The organism is Rhodococcus sp. C-2, assembly GCF_027854095.1.
Lineage (GTDB): Bacteria > Actinomycetota > Actinomycetes > Mycobacteriales > Mycobacteriaceae > Rhodococcus_F > Rhodococcus_F qingshengii.
The window spans coordinates 73,146-89,630 of the sequence record NZ_JAQGFI010000010.1 but is presented as its reverse complement, the minus strand read 5'-3'; the positions used below and the strand labels follow the sequence as shown (position 1 = coordinate 89,630).

General features: G+C 64.2%; 17 protein-coding genes. 5 read left to right on the top strand and 12 right to left on the bottom strand.

The window, feature by feature from the left end:
- Nucleotides 1–4 precede the first annotated feature (4 nt).
- Entirely contained in the window at nucleotides 5–1,123 is a 1,119-nt protein-coding gene (locus tag PCS43_RS21375; protein WP_208689748.1) for a hypothetical protein, read from the bottom strand.
- On the bottom strand, nucleotides 1,123–2,073 hold the full coding sequence (locus PCS43_RS21370) for a Ppx/GppA phosphatase family protein (RefSeq protein ID WP_003941975.1): 951 nt from the start codon (nucleotides 2,071–2,073) through the stop codon (nucleotides 1,123–1,125). The genes PCS43_RS21375 and PCS43_RS21370 overlap by 1 nt, the downstream gene beginning before the upstream one ends.
- Nucleotides 2,074–2,139: 66 nt before the next feature.
- Here PCS43_RS21370 and PCS43_RS21365 point away from each other — a divergent pair, with 66 nt between their 5' ends.
- Nucleotides 2,140–2,925, top strand: a complete 786-nt coding sequence (locus PCS43_RS21365; RefSeq protein WP_003941928.1) for a hypothetical protein — start codon at nucleotides 2,140–2,142, stop codon at nucleotides 2,923–2,925.
- A gap of 87 nt (nucleotides 2,926–3,012) precedes the next feature.
- Here PCS43_RS21365 and PCS43_RS21360 read toward each other — a convergent pair whose 3' ends face one another.
- The 8 genes from PCS43_RS21360 to PCS43_RS21325 form a co-directional block, all read right to left on the bottom strand.
- On the bottom strand, nucleotides 3,013–3,702 hold the full coding sequence (locus PCS43_RS21360; protein ID WP_003942020.1) for a response regulator transcription factor: 690 nt from the start codon (nucleotides 3,700–3,702) through the stop codon (nucleotides 3,013–3,015).
- The gene (locus PCS43_RS21355) at nucleotides 3,699–4,934 is read right to left on the bottom strand and encodes a sensor histidine kinase (protein WP_003941938.1); all 1,236 of its coding nucleotides are present in this window, start codon (nucleotides 4,932–4,934) and stop codon (nucleotides 3,699–3,701) included. The genes PCS43_RS21360 and PCS43_RS21355 overlap by 4 nt, the downstream gene beginning before the upstream one ends.
- 162 nt (nucleotides 4,935–5,096) lie before the next feature.
- Complete coding sequence (locus PCS43_RS21350; RefSeq protein ID WP_209907997.1) at nucleotides 5,097–5,852, bottom strand: phosphoglyceromutase; 756 nt, start codon at nucleotides 5,850–5,852, stop codon at nucleotides 5,097–5,099.
- 46 nt (nucleotides 5,853–5,898) lie between these two features.
- Complete coding sequence (locus PCS43_RS21345) at nucleotides 5,899–7,500, bottom strand: AMP-binding protein (RefSeq protein ID WP_003941887.1); 1,602 nt, start codon at nucleotides 7,498–7,500, stop codon at nucleotides 5,899–5,901.
- Nucleotides 7,501–7,639: 139 nt separating this feature from the next.
- Nucleotides 7,640–8,137, bottom strand: a complete 498-nt coding sequence (locus PCS43_RS21340) for a YbjN domain-containing protein (RefSeq protein ID WP_003941943.1) — start codon at nucleotides 8,135–8,137, stop codon at nucleotides 7,640–7,642.
- Nucleotides 8,134–9,462, bottom strand: a complete 1,329-nt coding sequence (gene mshA, locus PCS43_RS21335) for a D-inositol-3-phosphate glycosyltransferase (protein WP_003941843.1) — start codon at nucleotides 9,460–9,462, stop codon at nucleotides 8,134–8,136. The genes PCS43_RS21340 and mshA overlap by 4 nt, the downstream gene beginning before the upstream one ends.
- A 42-nt stretch (nucleotides 9,463–9,504) precedes the next feature.
- The gene (locus PCS43_RS21330; protein ID WP_042452989.1) at nucleotides 9,505–10,332 is read right to left on the bottom strand and encodes an alpha/beta fold hydrolase; all 828 of its coding nucleotides are present in this window, start codon (nucleotides 10,330–10,332) and stop codon (nucleotides 9,505–9,507) included.
- Nucleotides 10,278–11,504, bottom strand: coding sequence for an MFS transporter (locus PCS43_RS21325; RefSeq protein WP_003942019.1), 1,227 nt, complete (start codon nucleotides 11,502–11,504; stop codon nucleotides 10,278–10,280). Before PCS43_RS21325 ends, PCS43_RS21330 begins: the two co-directional genes overlap by 55 nt.
- A gap of 111 nt (nucleotides 11,505–11,615) precedes the next feature.
- On the opposite strand from PCS43_RS21325, the gene PCS43_RS21320 reads away from it, so the two are divergent.
- From PCS43_RS21320 to PCS43_RS21310, 3 genes are all read left to right on the top strand, one after another.
- The gene (locus PCS43_RS21320; protein ID WP_003942001.1) at nucleotides 11,616–12,389 is read left to right on the top strand and encodes a PIG-L family deacetylase; all 774 of its coding nucleotides are present in this window, start codon (nucleotides 11,616–11,618) and stop codon (nucleotides 12,387–12,389) included.
- A gap of 64 nt (nucleotides 12,390–12,453) precedes the next feature.
- Complete coding sequence (locus tag PCS43_RS21315; RefSeq protein WP_058227471.1) at nucleotides 12,454–12,846, top strand: PaaI family thioesterase; 393 nt, start codon at nucleotides 12,454–12,456, stop codon at nucleotides 12,844–12,846.
- Nucleotides 12,843–13,847, top strand: a complete 1,005-nt coding sequence (locus PCS43_RS21310; protein ID WP_058227470.1) for a tocopherol cyclase family protein — start codon at nucleotides 12,843–12,845, stop codon at nucleotides 13,845–13,847. The genes PCS43_RS21315 and PCS43_RS21310 overlap by 4 nt, the downstream gene beginning before the upstream one ends.
- Here the strand turns inward: PCS43_RS21310 and PCS43_RS21305 are convergent.
- Complete coding sequence (locus PCS43_RS21305; protein ID WP_058227469.1) at nucleotides 13,813–14,682, bottom strand: LysR family transcriptional regulator; 870 nt, start codon at nucleotides 14,680–14,682, stop codon at nucleotides 13,813–13,815. The two genes, PCS43_RS21310 and PCS43_RS21305, sit on opposite strands and share 35 nt — an antisense overlap.
- Nucleotides 14,683–14,752: 70 nt before the next feature.
- Between PCS43_RS21305 and PCS43_RS21300 the strand changes: the two genes are divergently transcribed.
- Nucleotides 14,753–15,112, top strand: a complete 360-nt coding sequence (locus PCS43_RS21300) for a YybH family protein (RefSeq protein ID WP_054187841.1) — start codon at nucleotides 14,753–14,755, stop codon at nucleotides 15,110–15,112.
- Nucleotides 15,113–15,127: 15 nt separating this feature from the next.
- Here PCS43_RS21300 and PCS43_RS21295 read toward each other — a convergent pair whose 3' ends face one another.
- Nucleotides 15,128–16,399: an ROK family transcriptional regulator gene (locus PCS43_RS21295; RefSeq protein ID WP_074447122.1), complete on the bottom strand. Its 1,272-nt coding sequence runs from the start codon at nucleotides 16,397–16,399 to the stop codon at nucleotides 15,128–15,130.
- Nucleotides 16,400–16,485: the final 86 nt, after the last annotated feature.

The following is a 16,485-nucleotide window of genomic DNA, read 5'->3' as shown; positions in this document are numbered from 1 at the left end:
CCGATCAACCCGAGGTCAACAAGAACGCCAGTGGACCGAGCGTCACGATCATGCCGACGACCACCGCGATCACGAAACTCGTGATGTCGTCTGTCTTGCGCAGAACCCGCACGACGGCAACCAAGCCGACGATCACGATCAGCGCGAGCACCAACGCCACCCATGGCAGCATGTCCCACAGCTTCTCGAAGCCCTTGAACATCGCGCCGCCGACGATCAGTGCAACAACCACCTGACCGGCAAGCACTGCCCATTCACGGATCGAGTTACGCTCGCCTGCCTCTTCCGCTGCCGATTCGGCTTCGACATCGGACTCCGCGACGGCACTGGAGTCTTTTGCACTGTCAGCGACTGCCGGTGCCTTGACCAGATCGACCACGGCGGTGGATTCGGCCTCGCCGGCATCCGCGTCTGCGATTTTGTCGATCAGTTCGGTGCTCTCTTCCGGCGCGGCCGGAGCAGGAGCGGTCTGTGCAGGTGTCTTGGCGACGGGAGTGGGGACACGCGGCGGCAGGATCGGCGGACGCAACGACGGCGACTGCGTTGCGGCGCGCTCCTGACGCATCAGGTCGCCCGCCAGGGTCTGACCCGACAGCAGGGCCGGTTCCTGCGTTACCTGCGTCGGTGACGAGGAGTTGAGCGGTGCTCGGCTCACCCACTGTCCGGGCGAGGACTTCGAGGTCTGTCCCGGCGAAGGCGTGGAAGTCGGCTTCGGAGTGGTGACCGGCGGCGCAGCAACCGGCTTCGACTCACCCTTGGGTGCCTGCGGCTCGTCATCGTCATCGTCGTCGTCGAACGAGACGGCGAAGGCTGCGGTGCGATCAGCGGGAACCTTCGGTGCCGGTTCGGCTGACTTGGCGGTTTCCGCGACAGCCTCGGCCGGCGCTGAAGGTGCAGAGTTTTCCGGCGCAGCGGCTTCGGGCCGGGCTGCTGGTTCGTCGGACTCGGGCTCGGCGGCCGCGCGCGATCCCGACTGGCGAACGATCGGGATCTCACCCGTCAGTTCGGCGACGGAGATGCCACCGGCTACGCCGCGCCGGCGTCGTCCACCTCGGGATTCGACGCTCTGACCGTTCCGCTTGAGCAGTTCCGCTACGGAAATCTGCTGACTGTCCTCGGTCATCAAGCACTCACCACCAATTCACCGCCCATTTCTGTGTCGAGCTTTCGCAGAATCAGACCCTCACGCAGTGCCCAGGGACAAATTTCCAGTTCGTCCACTCCGAGCGCCCGCATGGTTGCCTCTGCGATGAGCGCGCCGGCCACAATCTGCTGTGACCGATCCGAGCTCACTCCTTCCAATTCTGCACGGTCCGCCGCCGTCATCCTGGATATGAAGGCTATGAGTTGCCTGAGTCCGCTGGAAGTCAGGGTCCGTTTTGCCCGGGGGCCTGCGGCAGAAGGGGCCGCGCCGGTGAGCCGAGCCAACGATCGGAAGGTCTTCGAAGTCCCGACCGTGCGGTCCCAGTCGCCGGCGGCGCGCAGTTCCTTGGCTGGTCCGACCAACTCCGCGTCCAGCCAGTCGCGCAATACAGCGACCCGGCGCTTGCCCGGCGGATCGGCCTGTAGCCAGTCGCGCGTCAACCGTCCGGCACCGAGTTGCAGTGAGAAGGCGACGTCCGGATCCTCGTCACCACCTGCTGTGAGTTCGAGCGAGCCGCCGCCGATGTCCAGGTTCAGGATGCGTCCGGCGCTCCAGCCGTACCAGCGGCGCACGGCCAGAAAGGTCAAGCGGGCTTCGTCGACCCCGGACAGAACCTCGAGGTTGACTCCGGTCTCGGCGCGGACGCGGGCGAGTACGGCTTCGGAATTGTTGGCGTCACGGACCGCGGAAGTGGCAAAAGCCATCATTTCCTCGCACCCGGACGTCTTGGCGATACCGGCGAATTCGGAAACCGTCGACACCAACCGATCGGCTCCTGACGTGGTGATATCGCCGCGGTCGTCAGTGTTTTCTGCCAGCCTCAACGTGGACTTGGTCGAGCTCATGGGTGTTGGGTGGCCGCCCCGATGGGCGTCCACAACCAATAGATGGACGGTATTGCTTCCGACGTCGAGTACCCCTAGTCGCACATCGCCACGTTACTGGGTCTACGGTCGGCCCTTGTGACAGCAGGTAACCCAGACCGGTCCCACAAGATGACTCCGAGCCCCGAGGTCGATCTCGATTTCCCGCGCGAATGGGTCGAATTTGTCGATCCGGATAACTCCGAACACCTCATTTCCGCTGATATGACGTGGTTGCTCTCGCATTGGACCTGCGTGTTCGGCACGCCGGCGTGTCAGGGCATCATCGGAGACCGCCCGGACGACGGTTGCTGCTCGCACGGCGCTTTCCTCTCCGATCAGGAAGATCAGGACAAGCTCGATGCGTCAGTGAAAATGCTCACAGCCGAAGACTGGCAGTTCATGGAAAAGGGTCTCGGCAAGAAGGGCTACGTCGAAGAAGACGACCTCGAGGACGAGCCCGCGCTGCGCACCCGCCGCTACAAAGGAGCGTGCATCTTCCTCAACCGGCCGGGTTTTGCCGGAGGCGAGGGCTGCGCTCTGCATTCCATGGCGCTCAAGAAGGGCATCGAGCCGCTCGAGGTGAAACCGGACGTGTGCTGGCAGCTACCGATCCGCCGCACCCAGGACTGGGTCGACCGGCCGGACGGCGTCCAGATCCTCAAGACCACGATCACCGAGTACGACCGCCGCGGCTGGGGTGAGGGCGGCGACGACCTCGCCTGGTACTGCTCCGGCTCCCCCGACGCTCATGTCGGGGAGCGGCAGGTCTGGCAGTCCTACGGGCCCGAGTTGACGGAACTTCTCGGAAAGCGCGCGTACGACGAGCTGGCTCGCCTCTGCAGGCGTCGCGCGGGCCTCGGCCTCATCGCAGTCCATCCGGCGACCACGATCGCTCAGAACAAAGCTCAGGGCTGACTCCGCCTGAACAAAAAGAATTCAGCCGCTCACACGATCGTGTGAGCGGCTGAATTCTTCTCGACATTTCTTCTCGACGAGGTTCGATCACGCTTCGAGCTTGTAACCCAATCCACGGACCGTGACCAGATGTTCCGGCTTGGCCGGATCCGATTCGATCTTCGAACGCAACCGCTTCACGTGTACGTCAAGGGTTTTGGTGTCACCGACGTAGTCGGCGCCCCAGACGCGGTCGATCAACTGTCCGCGGGTCAGCACCCGACCGGAGTTGCGGAGCAGGTACTCGAGGAGATCGAACTCCTTGAGCGGCAACGTCACCGGGTTACCCGCGACCTGCACGACGTGGCGCTCGACGTCCATCCGTACCGGTCCGGCCTCGAGCACCCCGTTGTCGGAGGCGAGGTCCGCCTCGTTCTCCACCCCGCGGCGCAGCACCGCACGGATGCGAGCGATCAGCTCACGCGCCGAATACGGTTTGGTCACATAGTCGTCCGCACCGAGTTCCAGTCCGACGACCTTGTCGATCTCACTGTCACGCGCCGTCACCATGATGACGGGGACGCCGGAGCGCGACCGCAGCGCCTTGCAGACGTCCGTGCCACTCATGCCGGGCAGCATGAGGTCGAGCAGGACGATGTCCGCTCCGGAGCGATCGAATTCCGCCAACGCCGACGGTCCGTCGTTGACGATGGTGGTCTCGAAGCCTTCCTTGCGGAGCAGGAACGCCAGCGGGTCCGCCAAGGACTCCTCGTCCTCCACGATCAGCACACTCGTCATCGTTTGGCCTCCATGCCGTTTTCTCTACTGCCTTGTTCTCGTCTGCCGATCCGCGTGGAACCGGCGGTTCCCGCGTCGTCAGAGTCGATGTCGTCGTCCGACTCCACGTGTGCCGGTATCTGCAACGTGAAGGTAGACCCTGTACCCGGTTTGCTCCACAGTTCGATGGAGCCGTTGTGATTGGCCGCGACGTGTTTGACGATCGCCAGCCCCAGACCGGTTCCACCGGTCTGCCGTGACCGCGCCTTGTCCACGCGGAAGAATCTCTCGAACACTCGCTCCTGGTCCGCTTTCGCGATGCCTTCTCCTCGGTCGGTGACTGCGATCGCGACATTGTCGCCGCGTACCGACCGACTGACGGAAACCGGAGAACCCTTGGGCGAGTACGCAATAGCGTTCTCGATGAGGTTGGACAATGCCGTGACGAGGAGAGTCTGATCCCCGAGTACTTCCAGCCCACTCGGATGGTCGGTGGTGACCGTGATCCCGGCGGCCTCGGCCGACAGATTCGACCTCGACAGTGCTTCGGACACCACGGTGTCGACGTCGACCACGTCGAGATCCGGCAGCTTCTCGGCACCTTGCAGACGCGAGAGTGCGATCAACTCGGTGACCATCTTGCCCAGACGAATCGACTCACCGAGCACCCGTTCGCCGAAGTGGCGCACCGATTCCGGGTCGTCAGCGGACTCGAGCAGTGCCTCGGCAAGCAAACTCATCGCACCGACCGGCGTCTTGAGTTCGTGGCTGACGTTCGCGACGAAATCGCGTCGGGTCGCCTCCATGCGGACCTGCTCGGAATCGTCGTCGGCGAACAGGACCACGAAGTTGCGATCGTCCTTGCTGAGCAACCGGGCCGTGCCACGTACCGCGATCTTGTCGCGGCCCCGCTGAGCGGTCTGCGCCGTCAGATCGACCTCGACAGGTTGACCCGTCCGCAGAACTTCCTGAGCAGCCCGCCAAGCTCGCTCGTCGACCAGACGATTCTTGACGAGACCGAGTTCCTCGGCGCGAGGATTGAAGAGCACGACGTCGTGAAAACCGTCGACGACGGCGATACCGCTTTCCGAAGCCAACACGATGAGGTCGAGAACCTGGGACATCGTGAGCCCGGTCTGTTCGTCCGAGCGCTGACTCTGGCGCGACGACAGCCTGGGTACCAGCACCCCGCCGACGAGGTAGCCGACCAAGCCGGCGACCACGACCAGCAGCACTGCAATCACGACACTCACGGCGCAATCGTACGTTCGCGCGAAGAGTCGGTTACGGCGGGTTCGGACGTTCCCACCCGCGTAATCCGCCAGGTGGACGGCGTTGGTTCGTCGTTCATCTGTTGTTGGCCGAGGCCCCCCGAAATCACTGTTCGGGGGGCCTCGACGCACATCATCGGGTTGCTACTTTCCGCCCTGATTCGCCACCGCGGCGGCGCCGGCAGCTGCGGCCTCCGGATCCAGGTAGGTGCCGCCGGGATTGAGCGGCTTCAGGTTCTCGTCGAGGTCGTAACGCAGCGGGATTCCGGTCGGGATGTTCAGGCCCGCGATGTCCTCGTCCGAGATGCCGTCGAGGTGCTTGACCAACGCACGCAGCGAGTTGCCGTGCGCGGTGACCAGCACGTTCCGACCGGCGAGCAGCTCCTGGGAGATGGTGTCCTCCCAGTACGGGATCAGACGCTTGACGACGTCGAGCAGGCACTCGGTCAAGGGAACCTCGTCGAGGTTCGCGTACCGGGGATCGGTGTCCTGGCTGTACTCGCTGCCGGCTTCGATGGCGGGCGGCGGGGTGTCGTAGCTACGACGCCAGAGCATGAACTGCTCGTTTCCGTACTCTTCCTTGGTCTGAGCCTTGTTCTTGCCCTGCAGAGCGCCGTAGTGACGCTCGTTGAGGCGCCAGTCGCGGACCACGGGGATCCAGTGGCGATCGGCGGCGTCGAGCGCGAGGTTTGCGGTGCTGATCGCGCGGCGCAGCAGAGACGTGTAGAGAAGGTCGGGCAACAGGTTGTGCTCGGCGAGCAGTTCGCCGGCGCGCTTGCCCTCGGCCATGCCCTTGTCTGTCAGGTGTACGTCCACCCAGCCGGTGAACAGATTGAGTGCATTCCATTCGCTCTCGCCGTGGCGGAGCAGGACCAGGGTTCCGATACTCATGGCGTTCATCCTGGCACGAGTACCGGAACCCTTCTTGATCAACCCTGTCCGGAAATCAGCTCGGGGCAACTTCCGCAGTTCGCAGATCCTTGCGGAGGATCTTTCCGGCCGCGGATTTCGGCACGGTACTGATGAACGAAACCTGGCGAACCTTCTTGTGCGGCGAGACTCGCTCGGCGACGAACGAGATCACGTCGGCTTCGGTCAACTCGGCGCCGTCCTGGAGCACCACGAATGCCTTCGGGACCTCTTCGCCCTCGGCGTCGAGCACGCCGATCACGGCGGCGTCGGCGATCTGCGGGTGGGTCAGCAGCAAGGCCTCGAGTTCCGCCGGGGGAACCTGGTAGCCCTTGTACTTGATCAGTTCCTTGAGGCGGTCGACGATCTTGACGACGCCGTCGCCGTCGACGGTCGCGATGTCACCGGTGTGCAGGTAACCGTCGTCGTCGAGGGTGTCCTTGGTGGCCTGGTCGTTGCCGAGGTAGCCGAGCATGATGTTCGGGCCCTTGCACCACAGTTCGCCGGGCTCGCTGACGCCGTCCGAGCCGAGAGGCGGGTACGCGACCTCTTCGCCCGTTCCGGGGTCGACGAGCTTGCATTCCATGTTGGCGATGGTCGGACCGCACGTGTCGAGGGCGATGTCGTCACGATCGAACGGGATCGCGTGCGAGACCGGGCTCATCTCGGACATGCCGTAGCCCTGGCGGACGTGGCAGTTCAACCGGTCGGCGACGGCCTTGCCGAGCGCCGCGTCGAGCGGGGCCGCACCGGAGAAGATGGTGTGCACGCTCGAGAGGTCGTACTGATCGACGAGCGGATGCTTGGCCAGCGCGACGGCAACGGGCGGTGCGACGAAGATGTACGTCGACTTCTGCTCGGCGACGATCCGCAGGAACTCGACGAGATCGAACTTCGGCATCGTGATGAGGCTCGCGCGGCGATAGAGCGCAGCGTTGAGCAGGACCGTCATGCCGTAGATGTGGAAGAACGGCAGGACCGCGAGAATCTTGTCGTCGGTCTCGATACCCATCCGCGGAATGATCTGGCAGACGTTGGCCACGAGGTTGCGATGAGTGAGCATGACCCCCTTGGGTCGGCCGGTGGTGCCCGAGGAGTACGGCAGCACCGCGAGTTGGGTGGCCGGATCGAAGGAGACCTCGGGCGCCGCTGCACCCTCGCCGAGCAGATCACGCAGCGAGAGGTGGCCTTCGGCCCCGTCGAGCACGAACACGTTCTCGGCCGGGATACCGACCAGGTCAGCAGCGGCCTTTGCCTGCGGCAGGAGCGGCGAGACGGTGAAGAGGAACTTGGCCTTGGAATCGGTGAGCTGCTTGGCGATGTCCTCGGCGGTGTAGAGCGCGTTGATCGTGGTCGCGACGCCACCGGCACGAAGGATGCCGTGGAAGACGGAACCGAAGGCCGGGACGTTGGGCGAATGCAGTCCGACCACGTCGCCGACGGCGAGTCCGCGCGCTGCGAGAGCGCCTGCAACGCCGTTGATCTGTGCGATCAGCGAAGCGTATGAGGTGACTGCGCCCGAACTGCCCTCGACGAATGCCGTCTTGTCGAGGTCTGCGGGGTCGGTATTTCCGAACAGGAAGTCATAGACGCTGAGGTTGGGGATTTCAACGTCGGGGAACGGACTCTTGAAGCTCACTGTGCTCCTCGAAAAGTTGCGCGGCGGGGTGGTGTGACCAACTTACTGTGACTCACGGGAACAGTATTATTCCGTGACGACAGTCACAAGTAAAGGCCACTTTACGTGACACATCCGCGATGTGTCTCACCCCGCTCGATCAGCTCTGCGCGGGCTCCTCCTCGATGAGGTGCTTGAACGGTTCGAGATTCGCCAGCGACTCGCCTCGCGACACCCGCCACGCCCACTCACGCTTGATGGACGAGGAGAAGCCGAGTTCGAGGATGACGTTGAAATCGCCGTCGGCGGCTTCGAGAACCTGACCGAGCACTCGGTCGAGTTCATCGCCGGTCACGGCATGCTCCGCGATCTTGCCGACCAGGTAGATGTCCCCGACCTTGTCGAGTGTGTACGCCACCCCGTACAGACGGCGGTTGCGCTTGAGCAGGAACTTGTAGACGCCTTCGAAGTTCTCGTCCACCTTGCGGCACACGAAGGCCTCGACCCGCACACCGTGATTGCCGACGGTGAGCAGAGTCGACGTCTTGAGTTTGTGTTCACCGGGAAGTTCGACGATGAAATGCGCGTCGTCTTTTCTGGTGAATTCGAGTTCGCGCTCGGTGAGAGCCTGCTCGATGGTGTCCGAAATGCTGCTCATGTACGCACTCCCCCGGTCCGGCGCAGACGCCACAGACCCCGCGCACGGCGGGGCGAGAAGTCGCTTGGACCGGTTCCGTTGTTGTAGTTGACTGCGGCTTTGCGATAGCTCTCGAGCAAACCGTCCGCGGTGTGTTCCCACGAGAAATTCTCGGCGTGACGCGGTGCCTGCGCGGCGAGTTCGGCCAAGCGCGTCGGTGCTGTCACCAAAGATTCGAGGGCGCCGGCCCAGTCTTCGGTGCGGTGTCCTTGAACCAGCAGGCCTGTCTCCCCGTTGCGTACGGCTACTCCCAGTCCGCCGACGTCGGCGGCGATCACGGGAGTTCCGCAGGCTTGAGCTTCGATGGCGACCAATCCGAAGGACTCCGAATAGCTCGGCACCGCAACCAGATCCGAGGCACGGTAGACATCGGCGAGACGCTCAGGAGCCTGCGGCGGCAAGAACGTCACCTGCGCGGTGATGCCGAGTGAGCGTGCAAGTTCGATCAGCACGTCCGGCCGCGCGAGGCCAGTTCCGGACGGCCCGCCGACGACGAGGATGCGCAACGGCAACTCGGGGCGACGGCTGATCACTTCGGCGGCAGCACGCAGCAGAACGTCCGGTGCTTTCAGAGGTTGGATCCGGCCGACGAAAGTCACGACGACCTCGCCCGGGTCCAACCCCAACGACGCGCGGGCGGAATCGCGATCGCCCGGTCGGTAGCGGGTGAGATCGGCGCCGGGAGCCACGACGTCGATACGCGTGGGGTCTGCGCCGTACAACTCGTGCAGCGCCTTGGCTTCGTCGGTGGTGTTGGCGACCAGGCGATCGGACTCGGCGACTACTTGCTGCTCGCCGATCTGACGTGCTGCCGGCTCCGGGGTGTCTCCCTCGGCAAGCGAAAGATTCTTCACCGCCGCCAGGGTGTGGGCGGTGTGTACGAGGGGCACGCCCCAGCGGTCGCGGGCCAGCCAGCCGACCTGACCGGACAACCAGTAGTGCGAGTGAATCAGGCTGTAGTACCCGGGCTCGTGGCGCGCTTCCTCCCGCAGAACTCCTGCGACGAAGGCACACAGTTGAGTCGGCAGATCCGCCTTGTCCAGCCCTTCGAAGGGACCAGCAGCAATGTTCCGAACCCGCACTCCGGGAGCGGCGTCCACCACGGGTGCGTCGGCCGAGGACGTCGCGCGGGTGAATATCTCCACCTCGACGCCACGTTTGGCGAGCTGAATGGCGGATTGCAGAACGTAGACGTTCATCCCACCCGCGTCACCGGTGCCGGGTTGCGCCAATGGCGAGGTGTGGACCGAGAGAACGGCCACCCGGCGAGGGCGCGAAATGTGCATGGGCGTCACGACTCCATACTGCCCCCTCACCGGGCGCGAACTCTAACCGAGGCTCGAGATGAACGTTCGCACTTCGGACACGAATCGTGTCGGATCCTCCACGAACGGGCCGTGATTGCAGCCTTCCCAGTACGACGCCTGGGACTTGGGAATCAGTTCCTCGGCGTGCTTACCTGCGCTCACGTCGACGACGGAGTCGTCGGTTCCGTGCAGAACGAGAACGGGGATATCCAGGTTGCGAAGCAACTCGTCGTGACCGACAGCACGGTTGAACAGTGCTGCGCGCACCCGCGGACGCGTCGAGAGGCTGTACCCGAACAAGGCCTGCGAGGCTGCACCCTTGCCCTCGGGTGGGCCGGTGAGAGCATTGCCGAAGGCGCCGAGTGCACGGATCGCCTCGCGGGGATCTTCGGACATCGCGCCGGGAACTGCGCTACGCATCGCGGAGCCGACCTTGCCACCTTTTTCGCCGCGCCCGATGCTGGTGATCGCCCCGACCAGAACCGCACCCGCCACCGCGCCGGTGCCGTGCGCTGCCAGGTAATCGCAGATCACCAGACCGCCGTACGACCAGCCGAGCAGGATCGCGTTCTCGGTGACGCCTTCGGCCGCAAGAACAGCCGCGACGTCGCCGGCCCAGTTCGCGGAGTCGTCGTATCCGGATTCGGGCGCATCGGAGTAACCGTGGCCGCGCAGATCGACGGCGATCAGCCGATAGTCCGCGGCCAGGTCCGCGAGGACCTGCTCGCCCCAGCACTGCGAGGACTGAGCCCAGCCGTGCAGCAACACCAGCGGGGTCCCCGCCGAATTTCCGGTTACTCGATAGACGATGGACGTGCCGTCGACGCTGACGGCTTCACGAATAGACATGCCGTCACGATAGAGGCTGCGACTGCGGCGCCGACGGCGAGCATGTAGGCCGACGGGACGCCGTAGCGATCGATCAGCTGTCCGGCCAGCGCAGACCCGAGCGCCACGCCGACGCCGAGGCCGGTAACCGTCAGGGTCATTCCCTCGGTGAGCTTTTCCGGCGGGACGATCTGTTCGACCAGGGCTGTCGCGATGATGAGCGTCGGTGCGATGGTCGCGCCCGCCAGCACGTAGGCACCCGCAAGTGCGGCCACGTTTCCGACCAACAGAAGCGGGACGCTGAGAACGGCGACCGCCGAGGACGCGATCATCAACTGCCCGCGCAGCGATCGCGCCGGGTGCATCGACCCGAAGATCAGTCCCGCGATTCCCGAACCGCCGGCGAACAGCGCGAGGACCAGCGTCGCCGACCCCGGCGAATTCTGTTCCTTGGTGAACGCGATGGCGCCGACGTCGATGACGCCGAAGATCGTTCCGAGCATCACCATGATCACGATGACGATCCACATCACGTGGTTACCGAGAACCGATCGTCCGCGGCCGGGTCGACGCGGATGCACCTTCGGTTCGGTTCCGCGCTGTATGACCAGCAGCAGGGTTCCGGTGACCAGCAGGATCAACCCTGCCAGTGGTCCAGCCTCGGGGAAGAGCCCGATGCTCAGACCTACCGATATGACCGGGCCCGCCACGAAGCAGAGCTCGTCCACCACCGATTCGAAGGCGAAGGCGGTGCGCAGCTGAGGTTTTCCGACATAGATCGCCACCCACCTGGCGCGAATCATCGCGCCGATCGTCGGAGTGGCGCCGCCGGGGACGACCAGAACGAACAGCAGCCAGTCGGGAGCTTCCATCCGGACTGCGAGCAGGAGCGCCCCGATCGCGGTGACGCTCACGGCTGCGGCAATCGGCAGGACCGCTCGCTGTCCGAAGCGGTCGACCGCACGCGAGACCGCGGGCGCGATGATCGCCGACGAGAGCGCAAAAACCGCGGCGAGCGCGCCGGCGAGCGCGTAGTCACCACGAAGTTGCGAGATCATCGTCACGATTCCGATACCGATCATGGCGATCGGCAGCCTTGCGACAAATCCGGCGGCCGAGAAGGCGACCGATCCGGGGGCGGCAAAGATCTCGCGGTAGGCGCTCAGCAGGCCTTTGTTGGTGGATTCGCTCATGTCAGCTTCTCGTGCACTGAACAAGGTTCACAGAGCCGAGGCCGACTCGACAAATCGTTTTCACTGTGCGCTCGGGTTGACCTGTCGGTAACTTGCCTTACGATTGCGCGAATGAGTGTCCTGGTGTGTTTCCACGCCCATCCCGATGACGAAGTTTTCACTACGGGCGGCGTGATGAGAATGGCCGCCGACGCAGGTCACCGCGTCGTAGTCGTCACCGCTACCGACGGTGCTCTCGGTGAATTCCCCGACGGACTGTTGGACGAATACGAGACGTTGGCTCAGCGCCGCAGCCGTGAGCTCGAGGCGTCCACCGACGCGTTGGGTGCCAGTCGCGTCGTGTCCCTGCACTACCCGGATTCGGGGATGGTGGGTACGCCCGAGAACGAGAATCCGGAAGCGTTCTGCAACGTCGACGTCGAGAAGGCCGCCGAGCGTCTGGCCGAGGTTCTTCGTGAAGAGAACGCCGATGTCCTGACCATCTACGACCCCAACGGCGGATACGGCCACCCGGATCACATCCAGGTCCACCACGTCGGCGTTCGTGCTGCAGAACTCGCGGGCACGCCGTTCGTCTACGAGGCGTCCACCAACCGCGATCACATGAAGATGCTGATGCAGGCCAACCCCGAGTGGACCGAGGAGGCGCAGCCGCCGGACATCGAATCGTTCGGGCTTCCGGCTGACCAACTCACCACCGCGGTCGACGTCAGTTCGGTGATCTCGTCCAAGCGCGCGGCCATGTACGCGCACGCAACGCAGGTCGGCGATTTCGGCCCGTTCCTCGAAATGCCGACGGAGCAGCTCGCCGCGGCATTCGGCACCGAGTGGTTCCGTCGTCGCAACGCGCCGGAAGGGCTGTCGGAAACCGCCCTGCCCCTGTGAGTCACCGCCCTCGATAAACCGAAGTCCCGACGGAGGTTTCGGCGGCTCGTTAACATCGGTAGGCATGGACCTCGAACAACTTGTCGCGAGCATGCCTTTTGCAGTTCACACCGGAATTCAGTTGGACAGCGCGGCACCCGAACAGGTTGTCGGCCATCTGGATTGGGACAGCCACCGCACCACCGCCGGCAACGGAATGCACGGCGGCGCCTTGATGACGCTGGCAGACAGCGTCGGCGCCGTCTGTGCATTCCTCAATCTGCCGCCCGGCGCAAGTACGTCCACCACCAGTTCGTCGACCGTCTTCACTCGCGGCGTGCGCAAGGGCACGGTCACCGCCACCGCCCGGCCACTGCACGCGGGGCGCAGCACCGTCGCGGTGGTGACCGAGATCCGCGACGACGAGGGCCGCCTCGTCGCTCAGGTCACCGCATCACAGGCAGTACTGGGATCGTGAAGCTTCCCGCGTACCGCGCCTCGGGTGCCACCCTGCCGTACGGCAATCTGCTTGCCTCCCATGACGTTGCGATGGAGGGTTACTTCTGGCGATTCACGATGCCAGACAGCGGACGGGTGGTGATCGCGCTCGCCGGAATCAACGAGGCCGACGGCGGCAGCTGGTCGACGCTCGGTCTCGCGGCACACCCAGGCGGATTCCTCCGCACTGCTGAGCATCCGAATGGATCGGCCGATCCCCGTATCCTGGGGGCCTACGCCGACAACGCTTTCCGCGGCAATGCCGATCGACTCCAGGTCGATTTCGGCGACAGTCATCTCGACGTACGCATCAGCAATCAGCGATTCTGGCCGCACCGCCGCTTCGGGGGGTCGAGTTACTTCCAATCAGTTCCCGCACTCAATCAGTACTGGCATCCGTGGCTGCTCGGCGGCCGGGTCGAGGGAAGCGCCGTCATCGACGGACAGAGCTGGGATCTCACCGGAGCGCAGGTGTACGGCGAGAAGAACTGGGGAAAGGGAGGATTCCCGGAATCCTGGTGGTGGGGACAGGCACAGGGGTTCACCGATCCTCGAGCCTGCGTGGCGTTTGCCGGCGGACAGGTCAGCGCCGGACCTCTGCGCACCGAAGTCACCGCCGTCGTTGCCGCGCTACCGGACGGAACGGTGTTGCGGCTGGGTAATCCTCTGACGTCACAGGTGGAGACGACGGTGTCCGACGATCGCTGGACGCTTCGGGGTTACAGCCGGAAGTGGAGCGTCGACATCGACGGGACCGCACCCATCGCCGACGCACACATACTTCCTGTTCCGATACCTGCCGAGCGTCGAAACGTGCCAGGAGCGCTCGAGCATCTCGGTGGAACGATGTCGGTCATCGTCCGGCGACGCGGCACCATCGTCTGGAAGGACAGGTCGAGGTTGGCTGCTCTCGAGCACGGCGGATTGGATCGGGCGCAGGCCGAACTCACTCGGCGGGAACAGCTCTCGCAAGATCGATGAGAGCAGAGGCCGCCGGATTCTTGCCGCCCGACGAACGCCAGACCAATTCCAGCCGAGATCGTGCTTCCGGTTCGAGATCGATCCGATGCAACTCCCCCACTGTCGACTCCGGAAGCACGGCCATTCCCAGCCCCTGCGCTGCCAATGAAACGATGATGCCGAGGTTGCTTGCCTCGAGCGCAACCGTCGGCTTGGTGCCGACTGCGGCGCACGCGAAGTCCAGACACGTTCTGATGCCGGTTCCCTCCGGCAGACAGATGACCGATTGCGTCGCGAGTTCGGCAAACGGCAGAGACGACACCTCGGCCAGCGGATGATCCGCCGCCACTCCGGCCACCAGTCGTTCGTCGGTGATCACCCTCGATTCGAGCCCTTCCGGCAGCTTGCCCGCCACCCCGATGACGGCTATGTCGAAGGTTCCGTCCGACACTCCGGCAAGCAGACTGCGCGAATCGTCCTCGGCCAGCGAAATGTCCAGTCCGGGGTGTTTGTTGTGCAACCGACTGAGCAGATCTGTGAGGTCGGCGGAAGCGCAGGCGGTAACCATCCCGACCGAAACGGAACCCCGAACCAGTCCGTTCAAGGCATCGACAGCGTCGCGGGTGCTCTGAACGGAAGCGAGTGCAGCGTAGGCGTGCGGGAGGACAGCTCGCCCGGCGTCGGTCAGACAAACGGTTCGACCACTACGATCGAGCAATTCCTGCCCCAACTCACGTTCCAGCCGTTTGACCTGCGCACTCACACCCGGTTGGGCTACGTGAAGCCGCTCGGCGGCGCGAGTGAAGTTGGCTTCCTCCACTACCGTGACAAAGTATTCGAGCTGCCGAAGTTCCATAACTGCTGATTCTAGCTGCGAGACAAACTAGATCTTGGACTTATCGCCGGAGTACTAGAACGATGGAAGCATGACAACAACAGATGACGTTCAGAAGGCCGGAACCCCGGAAGACATCGCGAAGCTTTTCGTGCAGTTCGCCAACGCTGGTGACGCAGACGCCGTCGCCGCACTTTACGAGGAGGATGCGGTGATGGCCTTCCCTCCCGGATCCCTCACCGTGGGCCGCCAAGCCATCCGCGAGGTGATCTCTCAGATGCTGGCAGCTGCACCGAGATTCACCGTCGAGGAATCTCTACCGACGGTGATCAGCGGCGACCTGGCCATGACCTCGACCAAACCTTCCGACGGAACCGGCGGGCGCACGCAGGTCGCGCGCCGCCAGCCCGACGGATCATGGTTGCGAGTCTTGGATCGACCGGAACTCTGACTGCCCTCTTCGCAGTCAGACGGCCGACGCGCGGCGCATAGCCGCAGCGGGATCAGCAAACAGTGAGCTCAGTGACACGACCGTGGAAGCGTATTCCTGAACCCGATTGCCGAAACCGGTAATTCGAATGTCCTTACGCTCCAAGGAGGATGCCGTCGAGAAAGCCTCGGCGACATGGGGCACCCCGGCCGGATAGTCGGTGAATGCCTGACCACCCAGAATCACACGATCCGGGTTGAACAGGTCACGCAGCATCGCCACTGTCCGGCCGAGGACGCGTGCTCGATCAACCAGAAGCTCGTGTGCCGGAATGGAACCCGACGACGCGGCCCGGTAGACGTCCGCGATCGTGACACGCTCGCTGCCCTGGATCACGGCGCCCGAAGACAAAGCCTGCGCGACTACGGCGCGGTCACTGATCGTCGCTTCAAGGCAACCCACGGCTCCGCAGGTGCACCGTGCGGACGAACCGGTGGGGAGGTGCGCGATCGAACCGGGTCCGCTGGACGGCGTGTGCACTCGCCCTTCGAAAGTGATTGCGATGCCGGCAGTTTCACGAGCGTAGAAGTACAGGCCGGTAGTGCCCGGCGTCGGGGCTTCGGCACGGTCGGTGCTGAGCAGTAGTTCCGACGCGGCCATCGCCTCGACGTGGGCGGCTACCGATACAGGGAGATCCAAGCCGGCTCCGATGATGGACCCGACCTTGGCGCCCTTCCATCCCAGACGCGGGTGATCGACGACTCCGGTCGCTGAATCGACGCGACCGCCGATGGCCACGCCGACGGCGAGCGGACGACGCTTGTGCCACCGCGAGGCAAAGGATTTGGCCGAGCGCGCAATGGTGGCAAGCGCGACAGCAGAATTGGTGGCAGGCGTCGGAATCTCGACGGCGCCGAGCACCTTTCCACGAATGTCGCTGGCGATGATGCTGGTGACGACGGCACCGATGTGGATGCCGACTGTCAGATAAGGCTCGTGGTTGACCTCGAACGGAACTCGCGGACGCCCGATTGCTCCGGAGGCCGTCAGGTCCGCGCGTTCGCGCAGGATCCCGAGGTCCAGCAGGCTCGTGACCTGCCGGTTCACGGTGGCGATGCTCAGCCCTGATGCCTTTGCCGCAGTGTCACGTGAGAGCGGCCCACGGGATCGAGCAATGCGCAACACAGTCGCGGACGGACCGTCGGCGATGCGTAGTTCGGGCGCAACTATCTGGGTACGGGTCCGGGTTCCCGAGAGCGCGGTTCGCGATCGGATGTTCGGAATGGCGGAGATTGTGGGTGTCGACATGGCTGTCCCTTGCAGAAGGAGGAGAAGGCGCATATCTCTGTCGACCGAGAAATCAGCGTTTCCACTGGTCACACGAAGAAATAGAC

Coding starts and splice junctions, on each gene's coding strand:
- PCS43_RS21375 (WP_208689748.1), bottom strand. CDS start 1,123: ATGACCGAGGACAGTCAGCAGATTTCCGTAGCGGAACTGCTCAAGCGG.
- PCS43_RS21365 (WP_003941928.1), top strand. CDS start 2,140: ATGACTCCGAGCCCCGAGGTCGATCTCGATTTCCCGCGCGAATGGGTC.
- PCS43_RS21360 (WP_003942020.1), bottom strand. CDS start 3,702: ATGACGAGTGTGCTGATCGTGGAGGACGAGGAGTCCTTGGCGGACCCG.
- PCS43_RS21350 (WP_209907997.1), bottom strand. CDS start 5,852: ATGAACGCCATGAGTATCGGAACCCTGGTCCTGCTCCGCCACGGCGAG.
- PCS43_RS21340 (WP_003941943.1), bottom strand. CDS start 8,137: ATGAGCAGCATTTCGGACACCATCGAGCAGGCTCTCACCGAGCGCGAA.
- mshA (WP_003941843.1), bottom strand. CDS start 9,462: ATGCACATTTCGCGCCCTCGCCGGGTGGCCGTTCTCTCGGTCCACACC.
- PCS43_RS21330 (WP_042452989.1), bottom strand. CDS start 10,332: ATGTCTATTCGTGAAGCCGTCAGCGTCGACGGCACGTCCATCGTCTAT.
- PCS43_RS21325 (WP_003942019.1), bottom strand. CDS start 11,504: ATGAGCGAATCCACCAACAAAGGCCTGCTGAGCGCCTACCGCGAGATC.
- PCS43_RS21320 (WP_003942001.1), top strand. CDS start 11,616: ATGAGTGTCCTGGTGTGTTTCCACGCCCATCCCGATGACGAAGTTTTC.
- PCS43_RS21315 (WP_058227471.1), top strand. CDS start 12,454: ATGGACCTCGAACAACTTGTCGCGAGCATGCCTTTTGCAGTTCACACC.
- PCS43_RS21305 (WP_058227469.1), bottom strand. CDS start 14,682: ATGGAACTTCGGCAGCTCGAATACTTTGTCACGGTAGTGGAGGAAGCC.
- PCS43_RS21300 (WP_054187841.1), top strand. CDS start 14,753: ATGACAACAACAGATGACGTTCAGAAGGCCGGAACCCCGGAAGACATC.
- PCS43_RS21295 (WP_074447122.1), bottom strand. CDS start 16,399: ATGTCGACACCCACAATCTCCGCCATTCCGAACATCCGATCGCGAACC.